Source organism: Streptomyces sp. NPDC058796 (assembly GCF_042745235.1).
Classification (GTDB): Bacteria; Actinomycetota; Actinomycetes; order Streptomycetales; family Streptomycetaceae; genus Streptomyces.
Genome location: NZ_JBHYOP010000001.1, coordinates 689,884 through 708,061, shown reverse-complemented (window position 1 = coordinate 708,061; position 18,178 = coordinate 689,884). Strand labels below are relative to the sequence as shown.

Sequence of the window (18,178 nt, the reverse complement as noted above, 5' to 3'; positions counted from 1 at the left end):
ATTACGTGACGAATCTGATGCCCTCCGCCGCCGGCGAGCCTTCCATCGGTGGTGGCCTCGGCGACCAGGTCTACAACCGGCTGCTCAACGAGCGGATCATCTTCCTCGGCCAGCCGGTCGACGACGACATTGCCAACAAGATCACCGCACAGCTGCTGCTCCTTGCCGCCGACCCGGACAAGGACATCTTCCTGTACATCAACAGCCCGGGCGGTTCGATCACGGCGGGCATGGCGATCTACGACACCATGCAGTTCATCAAGAACGACGTGGTGACGATCGCCATGGGTCTCGCGGCCTCCATGGGTCAGTTCCTGCTCAGCGCCGGCACCCCGGGCAAGCGCTTCGCGCTCCCGAACGCCGAGATCCTGATCCACCAGCCCTCCGCCGGCCTGGCCGGCTCGGCCTCGGACATCAAGATCCACGCCGAGCGGCTGCTGCACACCAAGAAGCGCATGGCCGAGCTCACCTCGCAGCACACCGGCCAGACGGTCGAGCAGATCACCCGCGACTCGGACCGCGACCGCTGGTTCGACGCCTTCGAGGCCAAGGAGTACGGCCTCATCGACGACGTCATCCCCACGGCCGCCGGTATGCCGGGCGGCGGCGGCACCGGGGCCTGAGCCCTCCGCGGGCCCCAGCGGGCCCCAGGAGCGCGCCCCAGCCCGCCCCCAGCCGACGCCTCAGCCCCTTCCCAGGAGACACAGTGAACGACTTCCCCGGCAGCGGCCTGTACGACCGCACGCGCGCCGAGTACACCGGCCCGACCGCCGAGTCCCGCTACGTGATCCCGCGCTTCGTCGAGCGCACCTCGCAGGGCGTGCGCGAGTACGACCCGTACGCGAAGCTCTTCGAGGAGCGCGTGATCTTCCTCGGCGTCCAGATCGACGACGCCTCCGCCAACGACGTCATGGCGCAGCTGCTGTGCCTGGAGTCGATGGACCCCGACCGGGACATCTCGGTCTACATCAACAGCCCCGGCGGCTCCTTCACGGCTCTCACGGCCATCTACGACACGATGCAGTACGTGAAGCCGGACATCCAGACGGTCTGCATGGGCCAGGCCGCCTCCGCCGCCGCCGTCCTGCTGGCCGCCGGCACGCCGGGCAAGCGCATGGCGCTGCCGAACGCCCGGATCCTGATCCACCAGCCGTACAGCGAGACCGGCCGCGGCCAGGTCTCCGACCTGGAGATCGCCGCCAACGAGATCCTGCGGATGCGCTCGCAGCTGGAGGAGATGCTGGCCAAGCACTCCACCACGCCGGTCGAGAAGATCCGCGAGGACATCGAGCGCGACAAGATCCTCACGGCCGAGGACTCGCTCGCGTACGGCCTGATCGACCAGATCATCACCACCCGGAAGATGGACAACTCCTCTCTCCGCTAGGCGGGAGGCTGTATCGTCTGCCGCTCCTTGGCATGGTTTGACGCGATTCACGTCAAAGCGAACCGTGCCAAGGGGGGCCCGGACGGGGGGCCCGGCAAGGTACCGTCGGACATAAGGCAGCACCAGGAGTCCGCCGGCCGTTGACGTCACGTCGGCGGCCAGGCGTCTCCCAGGCGAAGGGGAAGCACACCGTGGCACGCATCGGTGACGGCGGCGATCTGCTCAAGTGCTCGTTCTGCGGCAAGAGCCAGAAGCAGGTCAAGAAGCTCATCGCAGGGCCCGGTGTGTACATCTGCGACGAGTGCATCGACCTCTGCAACGAGATCATCGAGGAAGAGCTGGCGGAGACCAGCGAGGTGCGCTGGGAGGAGCTCCCCAAGCCCCGCGAGATCTACGAGTTCCTCGAGGGCTACGTGGTCGGCCAGGAGGCCGCCAAGAAGGCCCTGTCCGTCGCGGTGTACAACCACTACAAGCGGGTCCAGGCCGGCGAGAACGGCGGCGCCCAGGGCCGTGACGACGCCATCGAGTTGGCGAAGTCCAACATCCTCCTGCTGGGCCCCACGGGCTCCGGCAAGACCCTCCTCGCCCAGACCCTCGCCCGCATGCTGAACGTGCCCTTCGCGATCGCCGACGCCACGGCGCTCACCGAGGCGGGGTACGTCGGCGAGGACGTCGAGAACATCCTGCTCAAGCTGATCCAGGCCGCCGACTACGACGTCAAGAAGGCCGAGACCGGGATCATCTACATCGACGAGATCGACAAGGTCGCGAGGAAGAGCGAGAACCCGTCGATCACGCGTGACGTCAGCGGCGAAGGCGTCCAGCAGGCCCTGCTGAAGATCCTGGAGGGCACCACGGCCTCGGTCCCGCCCCAGGGCGGCCGCAAGCACCCCCACCAGGAGTTCATCCAGATCGACACGACGAACGTCCTGTTCATCGTGGGCGGCGCCTTCGCGGGCCTGGAGAAGATCATCGAGGGCCGGGCCGGCGCCAAGGGCATCGGCTTCGGCGCGCAGATCCGCTCCAAGCGCGAGGTCGAGTCCAAGGACCAGTTCGAGCAGGTCATGCCGGAGGACCTGGTCAAGTTCGGCATGATCCCCGAGTTCATCGGCCGCCTCCCGGTCATCACCTCGGTCCACAACCTCGACCGCGAGGCGCTCCTCCAGATCCTGGTCGAGCCGCGCAACGCCCTCGTCAAGCAGTACGAGCGCCTCTTCGAACTCGACGGCGTGGAGCTGGACTTCGAGCGCGAGGCCCTGGAGGCCATCGCCGACCAGGCCATCCTCCGCCAGACCGGCGCCCGCGGCCTGCGCGCCATCATGGAGGAAGTCCTCCAGGGCGTGATGTACGAGGTCCCGTCCCGCAAGGACGTCGCCCGCGTCGTCATCACGGCCGACGTGGTCCTCTCCAACGTCAACCCGACGCTGATTCCGCGGGATTCGCGGGGGCGGGGTTCGGGGGAGCAGAAGACGGCGTAGCCGACAGCCATACGGAAGGGGCCCGGTCGACCGACCGGGCCCCTTCCGCGTTGTCGCGCGTCTCCGTCAGGCCTTGACGCGGACCTCCTTGCGGAGCTTGGCGGCGATCTCGGCGGACGCGGCGGGGTCGGGCTTCTTTCCGGCCGCGATGTCGAGGATGTCCATCGGCATGACCCAGCCCAGCGTGCTGTGGTCGCCCCAGATGCAGTACGTCATGTTCATCTTCTTGGGCTCGTTCGCACTGCCGTTGGAGTTGTCGACCTCTGCCTCCTGGCACTTGATGATCGCGCCCTCCAGGGAGTCCGGCTTGTACTCCTTGGGGTCGCCCTGCATCGTGATGTCCTCGTCGCTGCCGCCCTTCTCACTTTCCTTCTTCATGTGGGCGAACATCGCGTCGACGGCTGCCTCGGGGTCGTCGATGGTGCCGTAGACACCGGCGAACATCATCTGCTTGCTGGCCAGCGGGTTGTCCTCGTTCTCGGTCGAGTACGAGGCGCTGACGTCCTTGGCGTCCTTCACTCCCCAGGACTCGGCGTCCTTCAGGTCGCTCGCGTCCATGGTGCCGCTGTCGCTCTCGCCCTTCTTGTACTCGCCGAGCACCGTCGCCGGAGTCGTCAGCTTGTGCGGCCCGTCGTCCGCGATGTCCGAGCCGCCGCCACCGCCGCCGCCGAACACGAAGTACGCCCCCACGCCGATCGCGGCCACGACGGCGACCGCGCCGATGATCAGACCCGTCTTCTTCTTCCCGCCGCCCGGCGCCGGGGGCTGGGGCATGCCGTAGGGCTGCTGGCCGTACGGGGCCTGCTGGCCGTACGGCGGCTGCTGCGGCGGGACGCCGCCCTGCTGGGGCTGCTGAGGGTAGCCGTAGCCCGGCTGCGGGGGAGGCGTCTGCTGGGGGTAGCCGTAGCCGGGCTGGGGGGCCTGCGGCGGCTGCTGGCCGTACGGTCCCGGCTGGCCGTACGGTCCGGGCTGCTGGGGCTGCCCGCCGTACGGGCCCGGCTGGTTGTGACTCATTTTCTGGGTTCCCCTCCAGACGCTTACGTGGTGCTGACATCCTGACGCAGGCATGGCGTGCGCAGGTCACCGGGGGCCGCACCGTTACAAACGAAACGCGTTTCGGGACACGGTCGTGACGCCCGTAAACTGACCCCCGTGACCGAGAACTCTCAGCAGCCGCAGCCCGCGCCCACCACCGAACTGCCGACCCAGTACACGCCGGCCGAGGTAGAGGGGAAGCTGTACGAGCGCTGGGTAGAACGGGGTTACTTCGAGGCCGACGCGGACAGTGACAAGCCGCCGTACACCGTCGTCATCCCGCCGCCGAACGTCACCGGCAGCCTGCACCTGGGGCACGCCTTCGAGCACACGCTCATCGACGCCCTGACCCGCCGCAAGCGGATGCAGGGCTTCGAGACGCTGTGGCAGCCCGGCATGGACCACGCCGGCATCGCCACGCAGAACGTCGTCGAGCGGGAGCTGGCCAAGGAGGGCAAGTCCCGGCACGACCTCGGCCGGGAGGCGTTCGTCGAGCGCGTCTGGCAGTGGAAGGGCGAGTCCGGTGGGCAGATCAGCGGGCAGATGCGGCGCCTGGGAGACGGCGTCGCGTGGTCGCGTGAGCGGTTCACGATGGACGAGGGCCTGTCGCAGGCCGTCCAGACCATCTTCAAGCGCCTCTACGACGACGAGCTGATCTACCGCGCCGAGCGCATCATCAACTGGTGCCCCCGGTGCCTGACGGCCATCTCCGACATCGAGGTCGAGTACCAGGACGACGACGGCGAGCTGGTCTCCATGAAGTACGGGGACGGGGACGAGACCATCGTCGTCGCCACCACCCGTGCCGAGACGATGCTCGGTGACACCGCCGTCGCCGTCCACCCGGAGGACGAGCGGTACAAGCACCTTGTCGGCAAGCTGATCAAGCTGCCGCTGACCGACCGTTCCATCCCGGTCGTCGCCGACGAGCACGTCGACCCCGAGTTCGGCACCGGCGCCGTCAAGGTGACGCCCGCCCACGACCCGAACGACTTCGAGATCGGCCAGCGCCACGACCTGCCCGCCATCGCGGTCATGGACGAGCACGCCGTCATCACCGCCCACGGCCCCTTCCAGGGCCTGGACCGGCTGGAGGCCCGCTCCGCCATCGTCGCCGCGCTGCGCGCCGAGGGCCGGATCGTCGCCGAGAAGCGGCCCTACGTCCACTCCGTCGGCCACTGCTCGCGCTGCAAGACCACCATCGAGCCGCGCCTGTCGATGCAGTGGTGGGTCAAGGTCGGCCCGCTCGCCAAGGCGGCCGGTGACGCCGTCCGCGACGGCAAGGTCAAGATCCACCCGCAGGAGATGGAGAAGCGCTACTTCGACTGGGTCGACAACCTCCACGACTGGTGCATCTCGCGCCAGCTGTGGTGGGGCCACCGCATCCCGGTCTGGTACGGCCCGGAGGGCGAGGTCGTCTGCGTCGGCGCCGACGAGGAGCCGCCCAGCGGCGAGGGCTGGTACCAGGACTCCGACGTCCTGGACACCTGGTTCTCCTCCGGCCTGTGGCCGTTCTCCACGCTGGGCTGGCCGGAGCAGACCGACTCGCTCGCGAAGTTCTACCCGAACTCCGTCCTGGTCACCGGCTACGACATCCTCTTCTTCTGGGTCGCCCGGATGATGATGTTCGGCCTCTACGCGATGGACGGCACCCCGCCGTTCCACACCATCGCCCTGCACGGCATGGTTCGTGACCAGAACGGCAAGAAGATGTCCAAGTCCTTCGGGAACGTCGTGAACCCGCTGGACTGGATGGACAAGTACGGCTCCGACGCGCTCCGCTTCACGCTCGCGCGCGGCGCCAACCCGGGCGTCGACGTCCCGATCGGCGAGGACTGGGTCCAGGGCTCCCGGAACTTCGCCAACAAGATCTGGAACGCCACCCGCTTCGCGCTGATGAACGGCGCGACGGTGGAGGGCCCGCTGCCGGACGCGTCGAAGATGTCCGCGACGGACCGGTGGATCCTGTCGCGGCTGAACTCGGTCGTCGCCGAGGTCGACGCGTACTACGAGGACTACCAGTTCGCGAAGCTCTCCGACGCCCTGTTCCACTTCGCGTGGGACGAGGTCTTCGACTGGTACGTCGAGCTGTCCAAGACCACCTTCCAGGCGGGCGGCGAGGCGGCCGAGGTCTCCAAGCGCGTCCTCGGCGAGGTCCTGGACGTCACGCTGCGGCTGCTGCACCCGGTCGTCCCCTTCGTCACCGAGACGCTGTGGACGACGCTCACCGGTGGCGAGTCGGTCGTCATCGCCGAGTGGCCGTCGGACTCCGGATTCCGGGACGCCGACGCCGAGCGGGAGATCGAGACGCTCCAGTCCGTCATCACCGAGGTCCGCCGGTTCCGCGCCGACCAGGGGCTCCAGCCCGGGCAGCGGGTTCCGGCCCGGCTGACCCTCGTGGGCAGCGCGCTCGCCGCTCACGAGGCGGCCGTCCGGCAGCTGCTGCGGCTCCAGCCGGAGGGTGACGCCTTCACGGCTACGGCGACGCTGCCGGTGGCGGGTGTGGAGGTCGCCCTCGACCTCTCCGGTGTCATCGACTTCGCCGCCGAGCGCAAGCGCCTCGCCAAGGACCTCGCCGCCGCCGAGAAGGAGAAGGCCCAGGCCAACGGCAAGCTCGGCAACGAGGCGTTCCTCGCCAAGGCGCCGGACCACGTCGTGGACAAGATCCGGGGGCGGCTGGCCAAGGCGGACGAGGACATCGCCCGCATCCAGGCCCAGCTGGAGAAGCTGCCGCAGGCGTAGACGCCGGTACGTCAATGAAGGTCCCCGGAGCATTCCGCGCCGGGGACCTTCATCACCCAGGGGCGCGGGGAACTGCGCGACCAGCCACAACGCCGCCGCACTCACCGCGAAGCCCAAGCCACCCCACTCCGTGGGCGCCCCGTCGGCCGACCTCCGTAGACTGTCCCCGTGAGCGACATCCCCGGCCAGAACGACCAGCCCGACCCCTCCGACCCCGCCAACGACTTCGACGAGATCATCGCGGCGGAGACCACCCGCGACCCCGACCTCGCCGTCATCGAGGCCGGCAGCCGCACCCTGCGTACCCAGGGCGGCCCGCCGCAGGCCGACATCCCCGGGCGCCCCGAGGATCCCGAGGTCGACGCCGCGCTGCGCGAGGTCGAGGCCGAGCTCGCCACCCGCTGGGGCGAGACCAAGCTGGAGCCGTCCGTCACCCGGATCGCCGCGCTCATGGACGTGCTGGGGGAGCCGCAGCGCTCGTACCCCTCCATCCACATCACGGGGACGAACGGCAAGACTTCCACCGCCCGCATGATCGAGGCCCTGCTCGGCGCCTTCGAGCTGCGCACCGGGCGGTACACCTCGCCGCACGTGCAGTCGATCACCGAGCGGATCAGCCTGGACGGCGCCGCGATCTCCGCCGAGCGGTTCATCGAGACGTACCAGGACGTCAAGCCGTACGTCGAGATGGTCGACGGGCAGCAGGAGTACCGGCTGTCGTTCTTCGAGGTGCTGACCGGCATGGCCTACGCGGCCTTCGCCGACGCGCCCGTGGACGTGGCCGTCGTCGAGGTAGGGATGGGCGGCTCCTGGGACGCCACCAACGTCATCGACGGGGACGTCGCCGTCGTCACCCCCATCGACCTGGACCACACCGACCGGCTCGGTGAGACGCCCGGCGAGATCGCGGCCGAGAAGGCCGGCATCGTCAAGCAGGACGCCACCCTGATCCTCGCCCAGCAGCCGGTGGACGCCGCGCAGGTCATGCTGAAGAAGGCCGTGGACGTCAACGCGACCGTCGCGCGAGAGGGGCTGGAGTTCGGGGTCGTCGCCCGGCAGGTCGCCGTCGGCGGGCAGCTGGTGACGCTGCGGGGCCTGGGCGGTGAGTACACCGAGGTCTACCTGCCGCTGCACGGCGCCCACCAGGCGCACAACGCGGCCGTCGCGCTCGCCGCCGTGGAGGCGTTCTTCGGCGTCGGCTCGCAGCGTCCCGAGCCGCTGGACATCGACACCGTGCGCAAGGCCTTCGCCGCCGTCGCCTCGCCGGGACGGATGGAGGTGGTGCGGCGTTCGCCGACCGTGGTGCTGGACGCCGCGCACAATCCGGCCGGCGCCCGGGTGACCGCCGAGGCGGTGGGGGAGGCGTTCCAGTTCAGCCGGCTGATCGGTGTGGTCGGCGCGAGCGGCGACAAGAACGTACGGGGGCTGCTGGAGGCGTTCGAGCCGGTCTTCGCCGAGGTAGTCGTCACCCAGAACTCCAGCCACCGGGCGATGGACGCCGACGAGCTGGCCGGGATCGCCGTCGAGGTCTTCGGCGAGGACCGCGTCCAGGTCGAGCCGCGGCTGCCGGACGCCCTGGAGGCCGCGATCACGCTGGCCGAGGAGGAGGGCGAGTTCGCGGGCGGCGGTGTGCTCGTCACCGGTTCCGTCATCACCGTCGGCGAGGCCCGGCTGCTGCTGGGGAAGGGCTGAGGATTTTCCGTGCGTACGCTCTGTGCTTCGACCTTGATCGGCGAGTTCTTCGTCATCGGCTTCGCCGGGCTGGTCGCCATGAAGGACCCGGACCTGTCCATGGGGACGGTGTGGACGGTCAGCGGCATCGCCATGTTCCTGTGCGTGGCGCTGTGCGGCGTGGTGACCCGGCCGGGCGGCATCGCCTTCGGCTGGGCCCTGCAGATCGCGCTGATCGCGTCCGGTTTCGTGGTGCCGACCATGTTCTTCCTGGGGGCGGTCTTCGCCGCCCTGTGGTGGGCGTCGGTGCACTACGGGCGGAAGATCGACGAGGCGAAGGCGAGGTTCGCCGCGCAGGCCGATGCCGCCGCGCCCGATGCCGTCTGACGCTGCGTGACGGGCGGCGCGACACGCCCGGTAACCTCTGTCATCAATTCGTGCGACGCGGCGTTCGCACCGTCGCCCCCCCGCACGCGCATCACCCGTACGCGACGTGCGCACAACAGCACACCCGCATATTCCAAGGAGCCCCCGTGACCCAGCGCAGCCTCGTCCTCCTCAAGCCCGACGCCGTCCGTCGCGGCCTGACCGGCGAGATCATCAGCCGTATCGAGCGCAAGGCCGGCTGGCAGATCACCGCGCTGGAACTGCGCACCCTGGACACCGAGACGCTGGAGCAGCACTACGGTGAGCACAAGGGCAAGCCCTTCTACGAGCCGTTGGTCGAGTTCATGTCGTCCGGCCCGGTCGTCGCCATGGTCGTCGAGGGCGAGCGGGTCATCGAGGGTGTGCGCGCGCTGGCCGGTCCGACCGACCCGATCGCCGCCGCCCCCGGCTCCATCCGCGGGGACTACGGCGTCATCGTCCGGGAGAACCTGATCCACGCCTCTGACTCCGAGGAGTCCGCCGAGCGCGAGCTGAAGATCTTCTTCCCGGGCCGGGTCTGAGGCTCGACAGGCCTCGACGCCTCCGTCCGGACACGCCGGACGCGTCTTTTTTCTGACGCCGCGTCAGCCGAATGGCCCGCTGCGGACCAGGGCGGTCGCGTAAAAGCGACCGCCCTGTGGCATATGCGCGCCTGTTCGGGGGAACGGATGCCTCCGTTCGCCCGTCTCCACAAGCGAGGCGGTGCGCCATCTGCTGACAATGGCGAAGACCCTCGCGCAGTGTTCGCGAAAGCGCGTCTACGATGGAAGCCTCCACGCGTCACTGCACCCACTTCGCCTACCTGAAAAGCCCTCAAAAGCTCCTGGGAAGGCCAGTCGAATCCTGATGGGGAACTCAATGTCGTTCATCGGCCGTGACATGGCTGTCGACCTCGGGACCGCCAACACGCTGGTGTACGTCAGGGGTCGCGGGATCGTACTCAACGAGCCGTCCGTCGTCGCGATCAACACCAACACCGGTGGCATCCTCGCGGTCGGCGCCGAAGCGAAGAAGATGATCGGGCGCACGCCCGGCAACATCGTTGCCGTGCGCCCGCTGAAGGACGGCGTCATCGCCGACTTCGAGATCACCGAGCGGATGCTCCGCTACTTCATCCTGAAGATCCACAAGCGGCGGTATCTGGCTCGTCCGCGGGTCGTCGTCTGTGTGCCCTCGGGCATCACCGGCGTCGAGCGCCGCGCCGTCATCGAGGCGTCGTCCCAGGCCGGCGCCCGACAGGTGCACATCATCGAGGAGCCCATGGCCGCAGCCATCGGCTCCGGCCTGCCGGTCCACGAGGCCACGGGCAACATGGTGGTCGACATCGGCGGCGGCACCACGGAGGTCGCGGTCATCTCGCTCGGCGGCATCGTCACCGCCCAGTCCATCCGCGTGGCGGGTGACGAGCTGGACAACGCGATCATCCAGCACGTGAAGAAGGAGTACAGCCTTCTCCTGGGTGAGCGCACGGCCGAGCAGATCAAGATCACGATCGGTTCGGCGTACGACCTCGACTCCGACGAGCACACCGAAATCCGCGGCCGGGACCTCGTCTCCGGGCTGCCCAAGACCGTCGTCATCTCCGCCGCCGAAGTGCGCAAGGCGATCGAGGAGCCGGTCAACGCGATCGTCGACGCCGTCAAGACGACCCTCGACAAGTGTCCGCCGGAGCTGTCCGGCGACATCATGGACCGGGGCATCGTCCTGACCGGCGGCGGCGCGCTGCTGCGCGGGCTCGACGAGCGGCTGCGCCGGGAGACCGGAATGCCGATCCACATCGCCGAGGACCCGCTCGACAGCGTGGCGCTCGGCTCCGGCAAGTGCGTCGAGGAGTTCGAGGCGCTCCAGCAGGTGCTGGACGCCCAGCCCCGCAGATGACGTAACACTTCGGTTCCGCCGTACGAGACGATCTCCTCTCGTGCGGCGGATCGTTGATATAGAGGCTTGGTACCGCGCGTTTCGTACCGCACGTACCGAATCCCCTGAATTCCTGAACACCGCCACGTAATTGTCGAATTCGACGAGGAAGGCACGGCCGCCGCACGTGAGGGACACGAAAGAGAGCCGGCTGCTCCTGGTGCTGCTGATCGCCATCGCGTTCGCGCTGATCACGGTGGACATCCGCGGCGGGGAGGACTCACCGGTCGACGGTGCCCGGCAGGCCGCGGCCGGAGTCTTCGGTCCGATCGAGAACGGGGTGTCGTCCGCGGTCGACCCGATCGGCAACGCGATCTCCGCCGTCCGTGACTCCGGCGACCGCCACGACCGGCTCGCCGCACTGGAGACGGAGAACGCGGCCCTGAAGGCGAAGCTCGGCAGCGACGAGCGCGGCCGCAGCCGCCTGAAGCAGTTCGACAAGATGCTCGGGCTGGCCGGCGCCGGCCAGTACGGCATCAAGGGCGCCCAGGTCATCGCCATAGGAGCCGCGCAGGGCTTCTCCTGGACGATCACCATCGACGCGGGCGCCAATGACGGCATCGAGCGCGACATGACGGTGCTCAACGGCGACGGCCTCGTCGGCCGCGTCACCACCGTCGGCCCGAACACCGCCACGGTGCTGCTCGCCAACGACCCCGACTTCACGGTCGGCACCCGGATGGAGGGCAGCGACGAACTCGGCTTCGCCTCCGGTCAGGGCGGCCGCCCCCTGAGCGTCGAGCTGCTCAACGGCAAGGCCCAGGTCAAGAAGGGCGACCGCCTGGTGACCTTCGGCTCCCAGGCCGACAAGCCGTTCGTGCCCGGCGTCCCCGTCGGCACCGTCTCCCGGGTCGACCCCTCGGGCGGCGACCTGACCCGCAGGCTCGAGGTCACGCCGTTCGTCAGCTTCACCAAGCTCGACATCGTCGGCATCGTGGTCCAGGGTCCGCAGAAGGACCCGCGCGACACGGTGCTCCCGGAGAAGAAGCAGCCGAAGCCCACGCCGACCGTCACGGTGACCGCGACCCCCGGAGCCGACCCCGACGGCCAGGCCCAGGACGGTCAGGCCCAGGACGGCGGGACCGCGCAGAACCAGCAGTCCGAGCAGAACGAGCAGTAGGAGCTTTCACCCCATGCGCGTCAACCGGATCCTGCTCTCCGCCTCCCTCGTCGTCGTCGCCCTGGTCATCCAGGTGAGCGTCCTCGCCCGCCTCCACCTGCCCGGCGCCGTACCCGACCTGCTGCTGCTCACCGTCCTCGGCCTCGCCCTGGTCTACGGCCACGTCGGCGGCGCCCTCGTCGGCTTCGGCGCCGGACTCCTCGCCGACCTCGCACCGCCCGCCGACCACGCCGCCGGCCGCTACGCCCTGGTGCTCTGCGTCATCGGCTACCTCGCCGGCCTCGCCAAACCGGAGAACGGCCGGCTCAGGTCGGCCACCGGCCCCATGGCCGTCGTGGTCGTCGCCGCCCTCGGCACCACCCTGCTCTACGCGGGCGTCGGCGCCCTCGTCGGTGACACCGCCGCCCGCCATGTCGGCCTGCCCGGCCTGCTGTTCACCGCCGCCCTCTACGACCTGCTGCTCGCGCCCTTCGTCGTCCCCGGCATCATGGCGCTGGCCAGACGCGCGGAGAACGACCCGCTGGCCGACACCAACGCCGCCGGCCAGAAACCGGACATCTCCTCCGGCTGGCTCTCCGGCGGCACCGGCCTGCGCATCGGCGGCCAGCGCAACGGACTTCGGGTGAAGGCGGCGCGGGCCCGGGTGGCCCGGGCCGGACGCATCAAGGGGGTCAAGCGGCTGTGACGACGCGGCAGCACACAAGGAGCACGCACTTCACCAGGGGGAGGCAGACACGGTGACCAACTCCCGCCCGTCGCCCACCACCACCCTCAACGGAATGGGCTACGCCCATGACTAACATTCCGGAGACCGGCCGCAGCACACGCGTCCAGACCCGGCTCGTCGTCATCCAGGTCCTCGTCCTCTCCCTCCTCGCCACCCTCGGCGGCCGGCTCTGGTACCTCCAGATCCGCCAGGGCGACGAATACGCCGCGGAGGCGTCCGGCAACCACGTCCAGCAGGTCGTCCAGCCCGCACCCCGCGGCTCGATCCTGGACGCCCGCGGGGTCCCCCTCGCCGACAACGAGGCACGTCTGGTCGTCTCAGCCTCCCGCACCGACCTGCTGAAGATGAAGGACGACGGCAAGGCCGTCCTCACCAAGCTCGCCGGCGTCCTCGGCATGGAGCCCAAGGAAGTCATGGACAAGGTCCGGCTCTGCGACGCCGAGACCCCCCAGCCCTGCTGGAACGGTTCGCCCTACCAGCCGATCCCCGTCACCGACGAGGCCACCCCCAAGCAGGCCCTCCAGATCCGCGAGCGCGCCGAGGACTTCCCCGGCATCACCGCCGAGCCCATGGCCGTACGCCGCTACGCCGCCCCCGGCAAGGCAAACACCGGCCAGGTCCTCGGCTACCTCTCCCCGGTCACCGACGAGGAGATCAAGAAGGCCGAGGACACCGACTCGCCGTTCCTGCGCTCGGACCAGGTCGGCCGTTCCGGCCTGGAGCGCCAGTACGACAAGGCGCTGCGCGGCAAGGCCGGGGTCACCCGCTACGAGGTCGACAACCTCGGCCGCGTCATCGGCGAGGCCGAGTCCGACCCCGGCGTGCCCGGCTCCAACCTCGTCACCAGCCTCGACGCCCGCGTCCAGCGGGTCGCCGAGTACGAGCTGAACGAGGCGATGAAGGAGGCCCGCAAGGTCTACGACGACAACACCGGCGAGAACTACAAGGCCGACGCCGGCGCCGTCGTCGTGATGGAGGCCAAGACCGGCCGCGTCGTCGCCATGGCCTCCAACCCGACGTACGACCCCAACGCCTGGGTCGGCGGCATCTCCGCCAAGGACTACAAGAGGCTCACCGGCAAGGACTCCAACTACCCGCTGCTCAACCGGGCCACCCAGGGCCAGGCCGCCCCCGGCTCCATCTTCAAGGTGGTCTCCACCTCCGCCGCCGTCGAGGCCGGCTACGACTTCAACGGCGGCTACGACTGCTCCAGCTCCTACTCCGTCGGCGGCCAGGTCTTCAAGAACTACGAGTCCGCCAGCTACGGCTCGATCGACCTCGGCCGCGCCCTGGAACTCTCCTGCGACACCGTCTACTACCGCCTCGCCCACCAGGAGTGGAAGAAGGACGGCGGCAACAACCCCAAGAACCCCAACGACTACTTCTACAAGGCCGCCCACGAGTTCGGCCTCGGCAAGAAGACCGGCATCGACCTCCCCAACGAGGTCAGCGGCCGCGTCCCCGACCGCGCGTGGAAGCAGGACTACTGGGAGGCCAACAAGGACGCCTGGTGCAAGTCCGGCAAGAAGGACGGCTCCTACGTCGAGAGGCTCGCGTACGAGGGCTGCCTGGAGGGCAACAAGATGCGCGCCGGTGACGCCATCAACTACTCCATCGGCCAGGGCGACACCCTCACCACGCCCATCCAGATGGCCACCATCTACGCGGCCATCTCCAACGGCGGCACCCTCTACGACCCCACCATCGGAAAGGCGATCGTCAGCCCCGACGGCAAGGACGTCGAGGCGATCGAGCCCCGGGCGCACGGCAAGCTGCCCATAAGCAAGACCACCCTCGCCCAGATGGACGAGGCCCTCGCGGGCGTCGCCACGCGCGGCACCGCCGCCTGGCGGTTCGCCCAGGTCGGCTGGCCCCAGGACGAGATCCCGATGCACGCCAAGACCGGTACCGCAGAGGTCCACGGCAAGCAGACCACCTCCTGGTTCGCCACCTACACCGACGAGTACGCGATCGTCATGACGATCTCCCAGGGCGGCACGGGCTCCGGTGCCTCCGGTCCCGCCGTCCGCAACATCTACGACGCGCTCTACGGCGTCTCGGACGACGGGGAGATCGACCCCAAGAAGGCGCTGCTGCCGAAGCCGCAGGCGAAGCTGCCGGCGATCAAGGCCGACGGGACCATCCCCGCACCGAAGATCCCCAAAGACATCGTCAAGGACCTCCTGCCCGACGAGAAGGCCTCCCCGGAGGAGGAGTACGCCCCCATCGACGAACAGCAGCAGGGCGCCACGACGCCGACCCAGAACGGCGACAACCGCGACACCCGCCGCCACCGGCGACGCGGCGGCGGCCGCGGCCGCGGTCGTGGACCCGGCCGGCGCACCGCGGCCGGCCACGGAAGCCGGAGGACACACGCATGACCGGCGCCAACAGCTTCCAGGTCTCCGGATACGGACCCGAGAAGGCCGGCTGGACCCGGGTCTTCGCCCGGGACGGCATGGCACGGCGGCTCGACTGGCCGATACTGCTGGCCTGCGTCGCGCTCTCCCTGATGGGCTCCCTGCTCGTCTACTCCGCGACCCGCAACCGCACCGAACTCAACCAGGGCGACCCGTACTACTTCCTCACCCGCCACCTGCTGAACACCGGCATCGGGCTCGCCCTGATGGTCGGCGTCGTCTGGCTCGGCCACCGCGCCCTGCGCACCGCCGTGCCGGTCCTCTACGGCGCCTCCGTGTTCCTGATCCTGCTGGTGCTCACGCCGCTCGGCTCGACCATCAACGGCGCCCACTCCTGGATCAAGCTCCCCGGCGGCTTCTCCCTGCAGCCCTCGGAGTTCGTGAAGATCACGATCATCCTCGGCATGGCGATGCTGCTCGCCGCCCGCGTCGACGCGGGGGACCGGCCGCACCCCGACCACAAGACCGTCCTCCAGGCCCTCGGCCTGGCCACCGTGCCGATGCTGATCGTGATGCTCATGCCCGACCTCGGGTCGGTCATGGTCATGGTCATCATCGTGCTGGGCGTGCTGCTCGCCTCCGGCGCCTCCAACCGCTGGGTCTTCGGACTCCTCGGCGCCGGAACCGCCGGCGCCCTCGCCGTCTGGCAGCTCGGCATCCTGGACGACTACCAGATCGCCCGCTTCGCCGCCTTCGCCAACCCGGCACTCGACCCCGCGGGCGTCGGCTACAACACCAACCAGGCCCGCATCGCCATCGGCTCGGGCGGCCTGACCGGCTCCGGCCTCTTCGAGGGCTCGCAGACCACCGGCCGGTTCGTCCCGGAGCAGCAGACCGACTTCGTCTTCACGGTCGCCGGCGAGGAACTGGGCTTCCTCGGTGCCGGCCTCATCATCGCCCTGCTCGGCGTCGTCCTCTGGCGCGCCTGCAAGATCGCCCGCCAGACCACCGACCTCTACGGGACGGTCGTCGCCGCGGGGATCGTCGCCTGGTTCGCCTTCCAGATCTTCGAGAACATCGGCATGACCCTCGGCATCATGCCGGTCACCGGCCTGCCGCTGCCCTTCGTGTCGTACGGCGGTTCGTCGATGTTCGCGGTGTGGATGGCGATCGGACTCCTCCAGTCGATCACCGTGCAGAAACCGATGTCGGCGTAGCGGCGCAGGCGTAGGGCGGCCTCTGCCCGCGAGGCGGACGGGACGAGCGGTACGGGGGACCATCCGGGCCGGGTTAGGCTGGATGGTCCCCCTTGTCAGCACACGAAGGTTCCGTGAGATGCCTGCCGAAGCCGCCGAGTCTGTGAAGTCTGTTTTTCCGCAGCTCGAAGCTCTGCTCCCGCATGTGCAGAAGCCGATCCAGTACGTCGGCGGAGAGCTCAACTCCACGGTCAAGGAGTGGGAATCCTGTGACGTCCGCTGGGCCCTGATGTATCCGGACGCCTACGAGGTCGGCCTGCCCAACCAGGGCGTCATGATCCTCTACGAGGTGCTGAACGAGCAGCAGGGCGTCCTCGCCGAGCGCACCTACAGCGTCTGGCCGGACCTGGAGGCGCTGATGCGGGAGCACTCCGTCCCGCAGTTCACCGTCGACAGCCACCGCCCGGTGAAGGCCTTCGACGTCTTCGGCCTCTCCTTCTCCACAGAGCTGGGCTACACCAACATGCTGGCCGCCCTGGACCTCGCGGGCATCCCGCTGGAGGCCAAGGACCGCGGCATCGACGACCCGGTCGTCCTGGCCGGCGGACACGCGGCCTTCAACCCGGAGCCGATCGCCGACTTCATCGACTGCGCGGTCATCGGCGACGGCGAGCAGGCTGTCCTGGAGATCACCGCGATCATCCGGGCCTGGAAGGCCGAGGGCCGCCCCGGCGGCCGCGAGGAGCTGCTGCTGCGCCTGGCGAAGACCGGCGGCGTCTACGTCCCCGGCTTCTACGACGTCGAGTACCTCCCCGACGGCCGCATCGCCCGCGTCGTACCGAACCGCAGCGGTGTTCCGTGGCGGGTCAGCAAGCACACGGTCATGGACCTCGACGAGTGGCCCTATCCCAAGCAGCCGCTCGTCCCGCTCGCCGAGACCGTCCACGAGCGCATGTCGGTCGAGATCTTCCGCGGCTGCACCCGCGGCTGCCGCTTCTGCCAGGCCGGCATGATCACCCGCCCGGTGCGTGAGCGCTCCATCACCGGCATCGGCGACATGGTCGACAAGGGGCTGAAGGCGACCGGCTTCGAGGAGGTCGGCCTCCTGTCCCTCTCCTCCGCCGACCACTCGGAGATCGCCGACGTCGCCAAGGGCCTCGCCGACCGTTACGAGGACGACAAGATCGGCCTCTCCCTGCCCTCCACGCGTGTCGACGCCTTCAACATCGACCTGGCCAACGAACTGACCCGCAACGGCCGCCGCTCCGGGCTCACCTTCGCCCCCGAAGGCGGCTCCGAGCGCATCCGCAAGGTCATCAACAAGATGGTCTCGGAGGACGACCTCATCCGGACCGTCGCCACGGCATACGGCAACGGCTGGCGCCAGGTGAAGCTGTACTTCATGTGCGGCCTGCCCACCGAGACCGACGACGACGTCCTCCAGATCGCCGACATGGCCACCCGCGTCATCGCCAAGGGCCGCGAGGTCTCCGGCTCCGGCGACATCCGCTGCACGGTGTCGATCGGCGGCTTCGTCCCCAAGCCGCACACCCCCTTCCAGTGGGCGCCGCAGCTGTCCGCCGAGGAGACCGACGCCCGCCTGCAGAAGCTCCGCGACAAGATCCGCGGCGACAAGAAGTACGGCCGCTCCATCGGCTTCCGCTACCACGACGGCAAGCCCGGCATCGTCGAGGGCCTCCTCTCCCGCGGCGACCGCCGCACCGGCGCCGTCATCCGCGCCGTCTACGACGACGGCGGCCGCTTCGACGGCTGGCGCGAGCACTTCTCCTACGACCGCTGGATGGCCTGCGCCGACAAGGCCCTCGCGCCCTTCGGCGTCGACGTCGACTGGTACACCACGCGCGAGCGCGGCTACGAGGAGGTCCTGCCCTGGGACCACCTCGACTCGGGCCTCGACAAGGACTGGCTCTGGGAGGACTGGCAGGACGCCCTCGACGAGACCGAGGTCGAGGACTGCCGCTGGACGCCGTGCTTCGACTGCGGGGTGTGCCCGGCGATGGACACGGAGATCCAGATCGGCCCGACGGGCAAGAAGCTGCTGCCCCTGACGGTGGTCAAGTAGCGGTACGCGACCCGGCCGACGCCGCGGGGATCCGAA

At 69.2% G+C, this 18,178-nt stretch carries 14 protein-coding genes; 13 read left to right on the top strand and 1 reads right to left on the bottom strand.

Annotation, left to right across the window (positions count from 1 at the left end; genetic code table 11):
* Nucleotides 1–17: 17 nt before the first annotated feature.
* From ACFW47_RS03165 to clpX, 3 genes are all read left to right on the top strand, one after another.
* Entirely contained in the window at nt 18–623 is a 606-nt protein-coding gene (locus tag ACFW47_RS03165; protein ID WP_073723932.1) for an ATP-dependent Clp protease proteolytic subunit, read from the top strand.
* Nucleotides 624–706: 83 nt separating this feature from the next.
* Entirely contained in the window at nt 707–1,387 is a 681-nt protein-coding gene (locus tag ACFW47_RS03160; RefSeq protein ID WP_386278716.1) for an ATP-dependent Clp protease proteolytic subunit, read from the top strand.
* A gap of 191 nt (nt 1,388–1,578) precedes the next feature.
* Complete coding sequence (clpX, locus tag ACFW47_RS03155) at nt 1,579–2,865, top strand: ATP-dependent Clp protease ATP-binding subunit ClpX (protein WP_043372961.1); 1,287 nt, start codon at nt 1,579–1,581, stop codon at nt 2,863–2,865.
* Nucleotides 2,866–2,931: 66 nt separating this feature from the next.
* Here clpX and ACFW47_RS03150 read toward each other — a convergent pair whose 3' ends face one another.
* A complete protein-coding gene (locus ACFW47_RS03150) occupies nt 2,932–3,879 on the bottom strand; it encodes a hypothetical protein (RefSeq protein WP_386304559.1) in 948 nt (315 codons plus the stop codon).
* 138 nt (nt 3,880–4,017) lie between these two features.
* Here ACFW47_RS03150 and ACFW47_RS03145 point away from each other — a divergent pair, with 138 nt between their 5' ends.
* From ACFW47_RS03145 to ACFW47_RS03100, 10 genes are all read left to right on the top strand, one after another.
* Nucleotides 4,018–6,642, top strand: a complete 2,625-nt coding sequence (locus ACFW47_RS03145) for a valine--tRNA ligase (RefSeq protein ID WP_386304556.1) — start codon at nt 4,018–4,020, stop codon at nt 6,640–6,642.
* 168 nt (nt 6,643–6,810) lie between these two features.
* On the top strand, nt 6,811–8,334 hold the full coding sequence (locus ACFW47_RS03140) for a bifunctional folylpolyglutamate synthase/dihydrofolate synthase (RefSeq protein ID WP_386304555.1): 1,524 nt from the start codon (nt 6,811–6,813) through the stop codon (nt 8,332–8,334).
* Nucleotides 8,335–8,343: 9 nt separating this feature from the next.
* Entirely contained in the window at nt 8,344–8,700 is a 357-nt protein-coding gene (locus ACFW47_RS03135) for a DUF4233 domain-containing protein (RefSeq protein WP_386304554.1), read from the top strand.
* Between the two features lie 146 nt (nt 8,701–8,846).
* Nucleotides 8,847–9,260: a nucleoside-diphosphate kinase gene (gene ndk, locus ACFW47_RS03130; RefSeq protein WP_386278726.1), complete on the top strand. Its 414-nt coding sequence runs from the start codon at nt 8,847–8,849 to the stop codon at nt 9,258–9,260.
* A gap of 337 nt (nt 9,261–9,597) precedes the next feature.
* The gene (locus ACFW47_RS03125) at nt 9,598–10,617 is read left to right on the top strand and encodes a rod shape-determining protein (RefSeq protein ID WP_030381728.1); all 1,020 of its coding nucleotides are present in this window, start codon (nt 9,598–9,600) and stop codon (nt 10,615–10,617) included.
* A gap of 166 nt (nt 10,618–10,783) precedes the next feature.
* The gene (gene mreC, locus ACFW47_RS03120) at nt 10,784–11,776 is read left to right on the top strand and encodes a rod shape-determining protein MreC (protein WP_386278729.1); all 993 of its coding nucleotides are present in this window, start codon (nt 10,784–10,786) and stop codon (nt 11,774–11,776) included.
* Between the two features lie 13 nt (nt 11,777–11,789).
* Entirely contained in the window at nt 11,790–12,461 is a 672-nt protein-coding gene (gene mreD, locus ACFW47_RS03115; protein ID WP_386278731.1) for a rod shape-determining protein MreD, read from the top strand.
* A gap of 107 nt (nt 12,462–12,568) precedes the next feature.
* Entirely contained in the window at nt 12,569–14,884 is a 2,316-nt protein-coding gene (mrdA, locus tag ACFW47_RS03110; RefSeq protein WP_386304551.1) for a penicillin-binding protein 2, read from the top strand.
* Nucleotides 14,881–16,080 (top strand): rod shape-determining protein RodA, encoded by a 1,200-nt coding sequence (gene rodA, locus ACFW47_RS03105; RefSeq protein WP_386278735.1) that lies wholly within the window; start codon nt 14,881–14,883, stop codon nt 16,078–16,080. The genes mrdA and rodA overlap by 4 nt, the downstream gene beginning before the upstream one ends.
* A gap of 118 nt (nt 16,081–16,198) precedes the next feature.
* A complete protein-coding gene (locus ACFW47_RS03100) occupies nt 16,199–18,142 on the top strand; it encodes a TIGR03960 family B12-binding radical SAM protein (RefSeq protein ID WP_386278737.1) in 1,944 nt (647 codons plus the stop codon).
* Nucleotides 18,143–18,178: the final 36 nt, after the last annotated feature.

Coding starts and splice junctions, on each gene's coding strand:
- mrdA (WP_386304551.1), top strand. CDS start 12,569: ATGACTAACATTCCGGAGACCGGCCGCAGCACACGCGTCCAGACCCGG.
- ACFW47_RS03165 (WP_073723932.1), top strand. CDS start 18: ATGCCCTCCGCCGCCGGCGAGCCTTCCATCGGTGGTGGCCTCGGCGAC.
- rodA (WP_386278735.1), top strand. CDS start 14,881: ATGACCGGCGCCAACAGCTTCCAGGTCTCCGGATACGGACCCGAGAAG.
- ACFW47_RS03125 (WP_030381728.1), top strand. CDS start 9,598: ATGTCGTTCATCGGCCGTGACATGGCTGTCGACCTCGGGACCGCCAAC.
- ACFW47_RS03100 (WP_386278737.1), top strand. CDS start 16,199: ATGCCTGCCGAAGCCGCCGAGTCTGTGAAGTCTGTTTTTCCGCAGCTC.
- ACFW47_RS03150 (WP_386304559.1), bottom strand. CDS start 3,879: ATGAGTCACAACCAGCCGGGCCCGTACGGCGGGCAGCCCCAGCAGCCC.
- mreD (WP_386278731.1), top strand. CDS start 11,790: ATGCGCGTCAACCGGATCCTGCTCTCCGCCTCCCTCGTCGTCGTCGCC.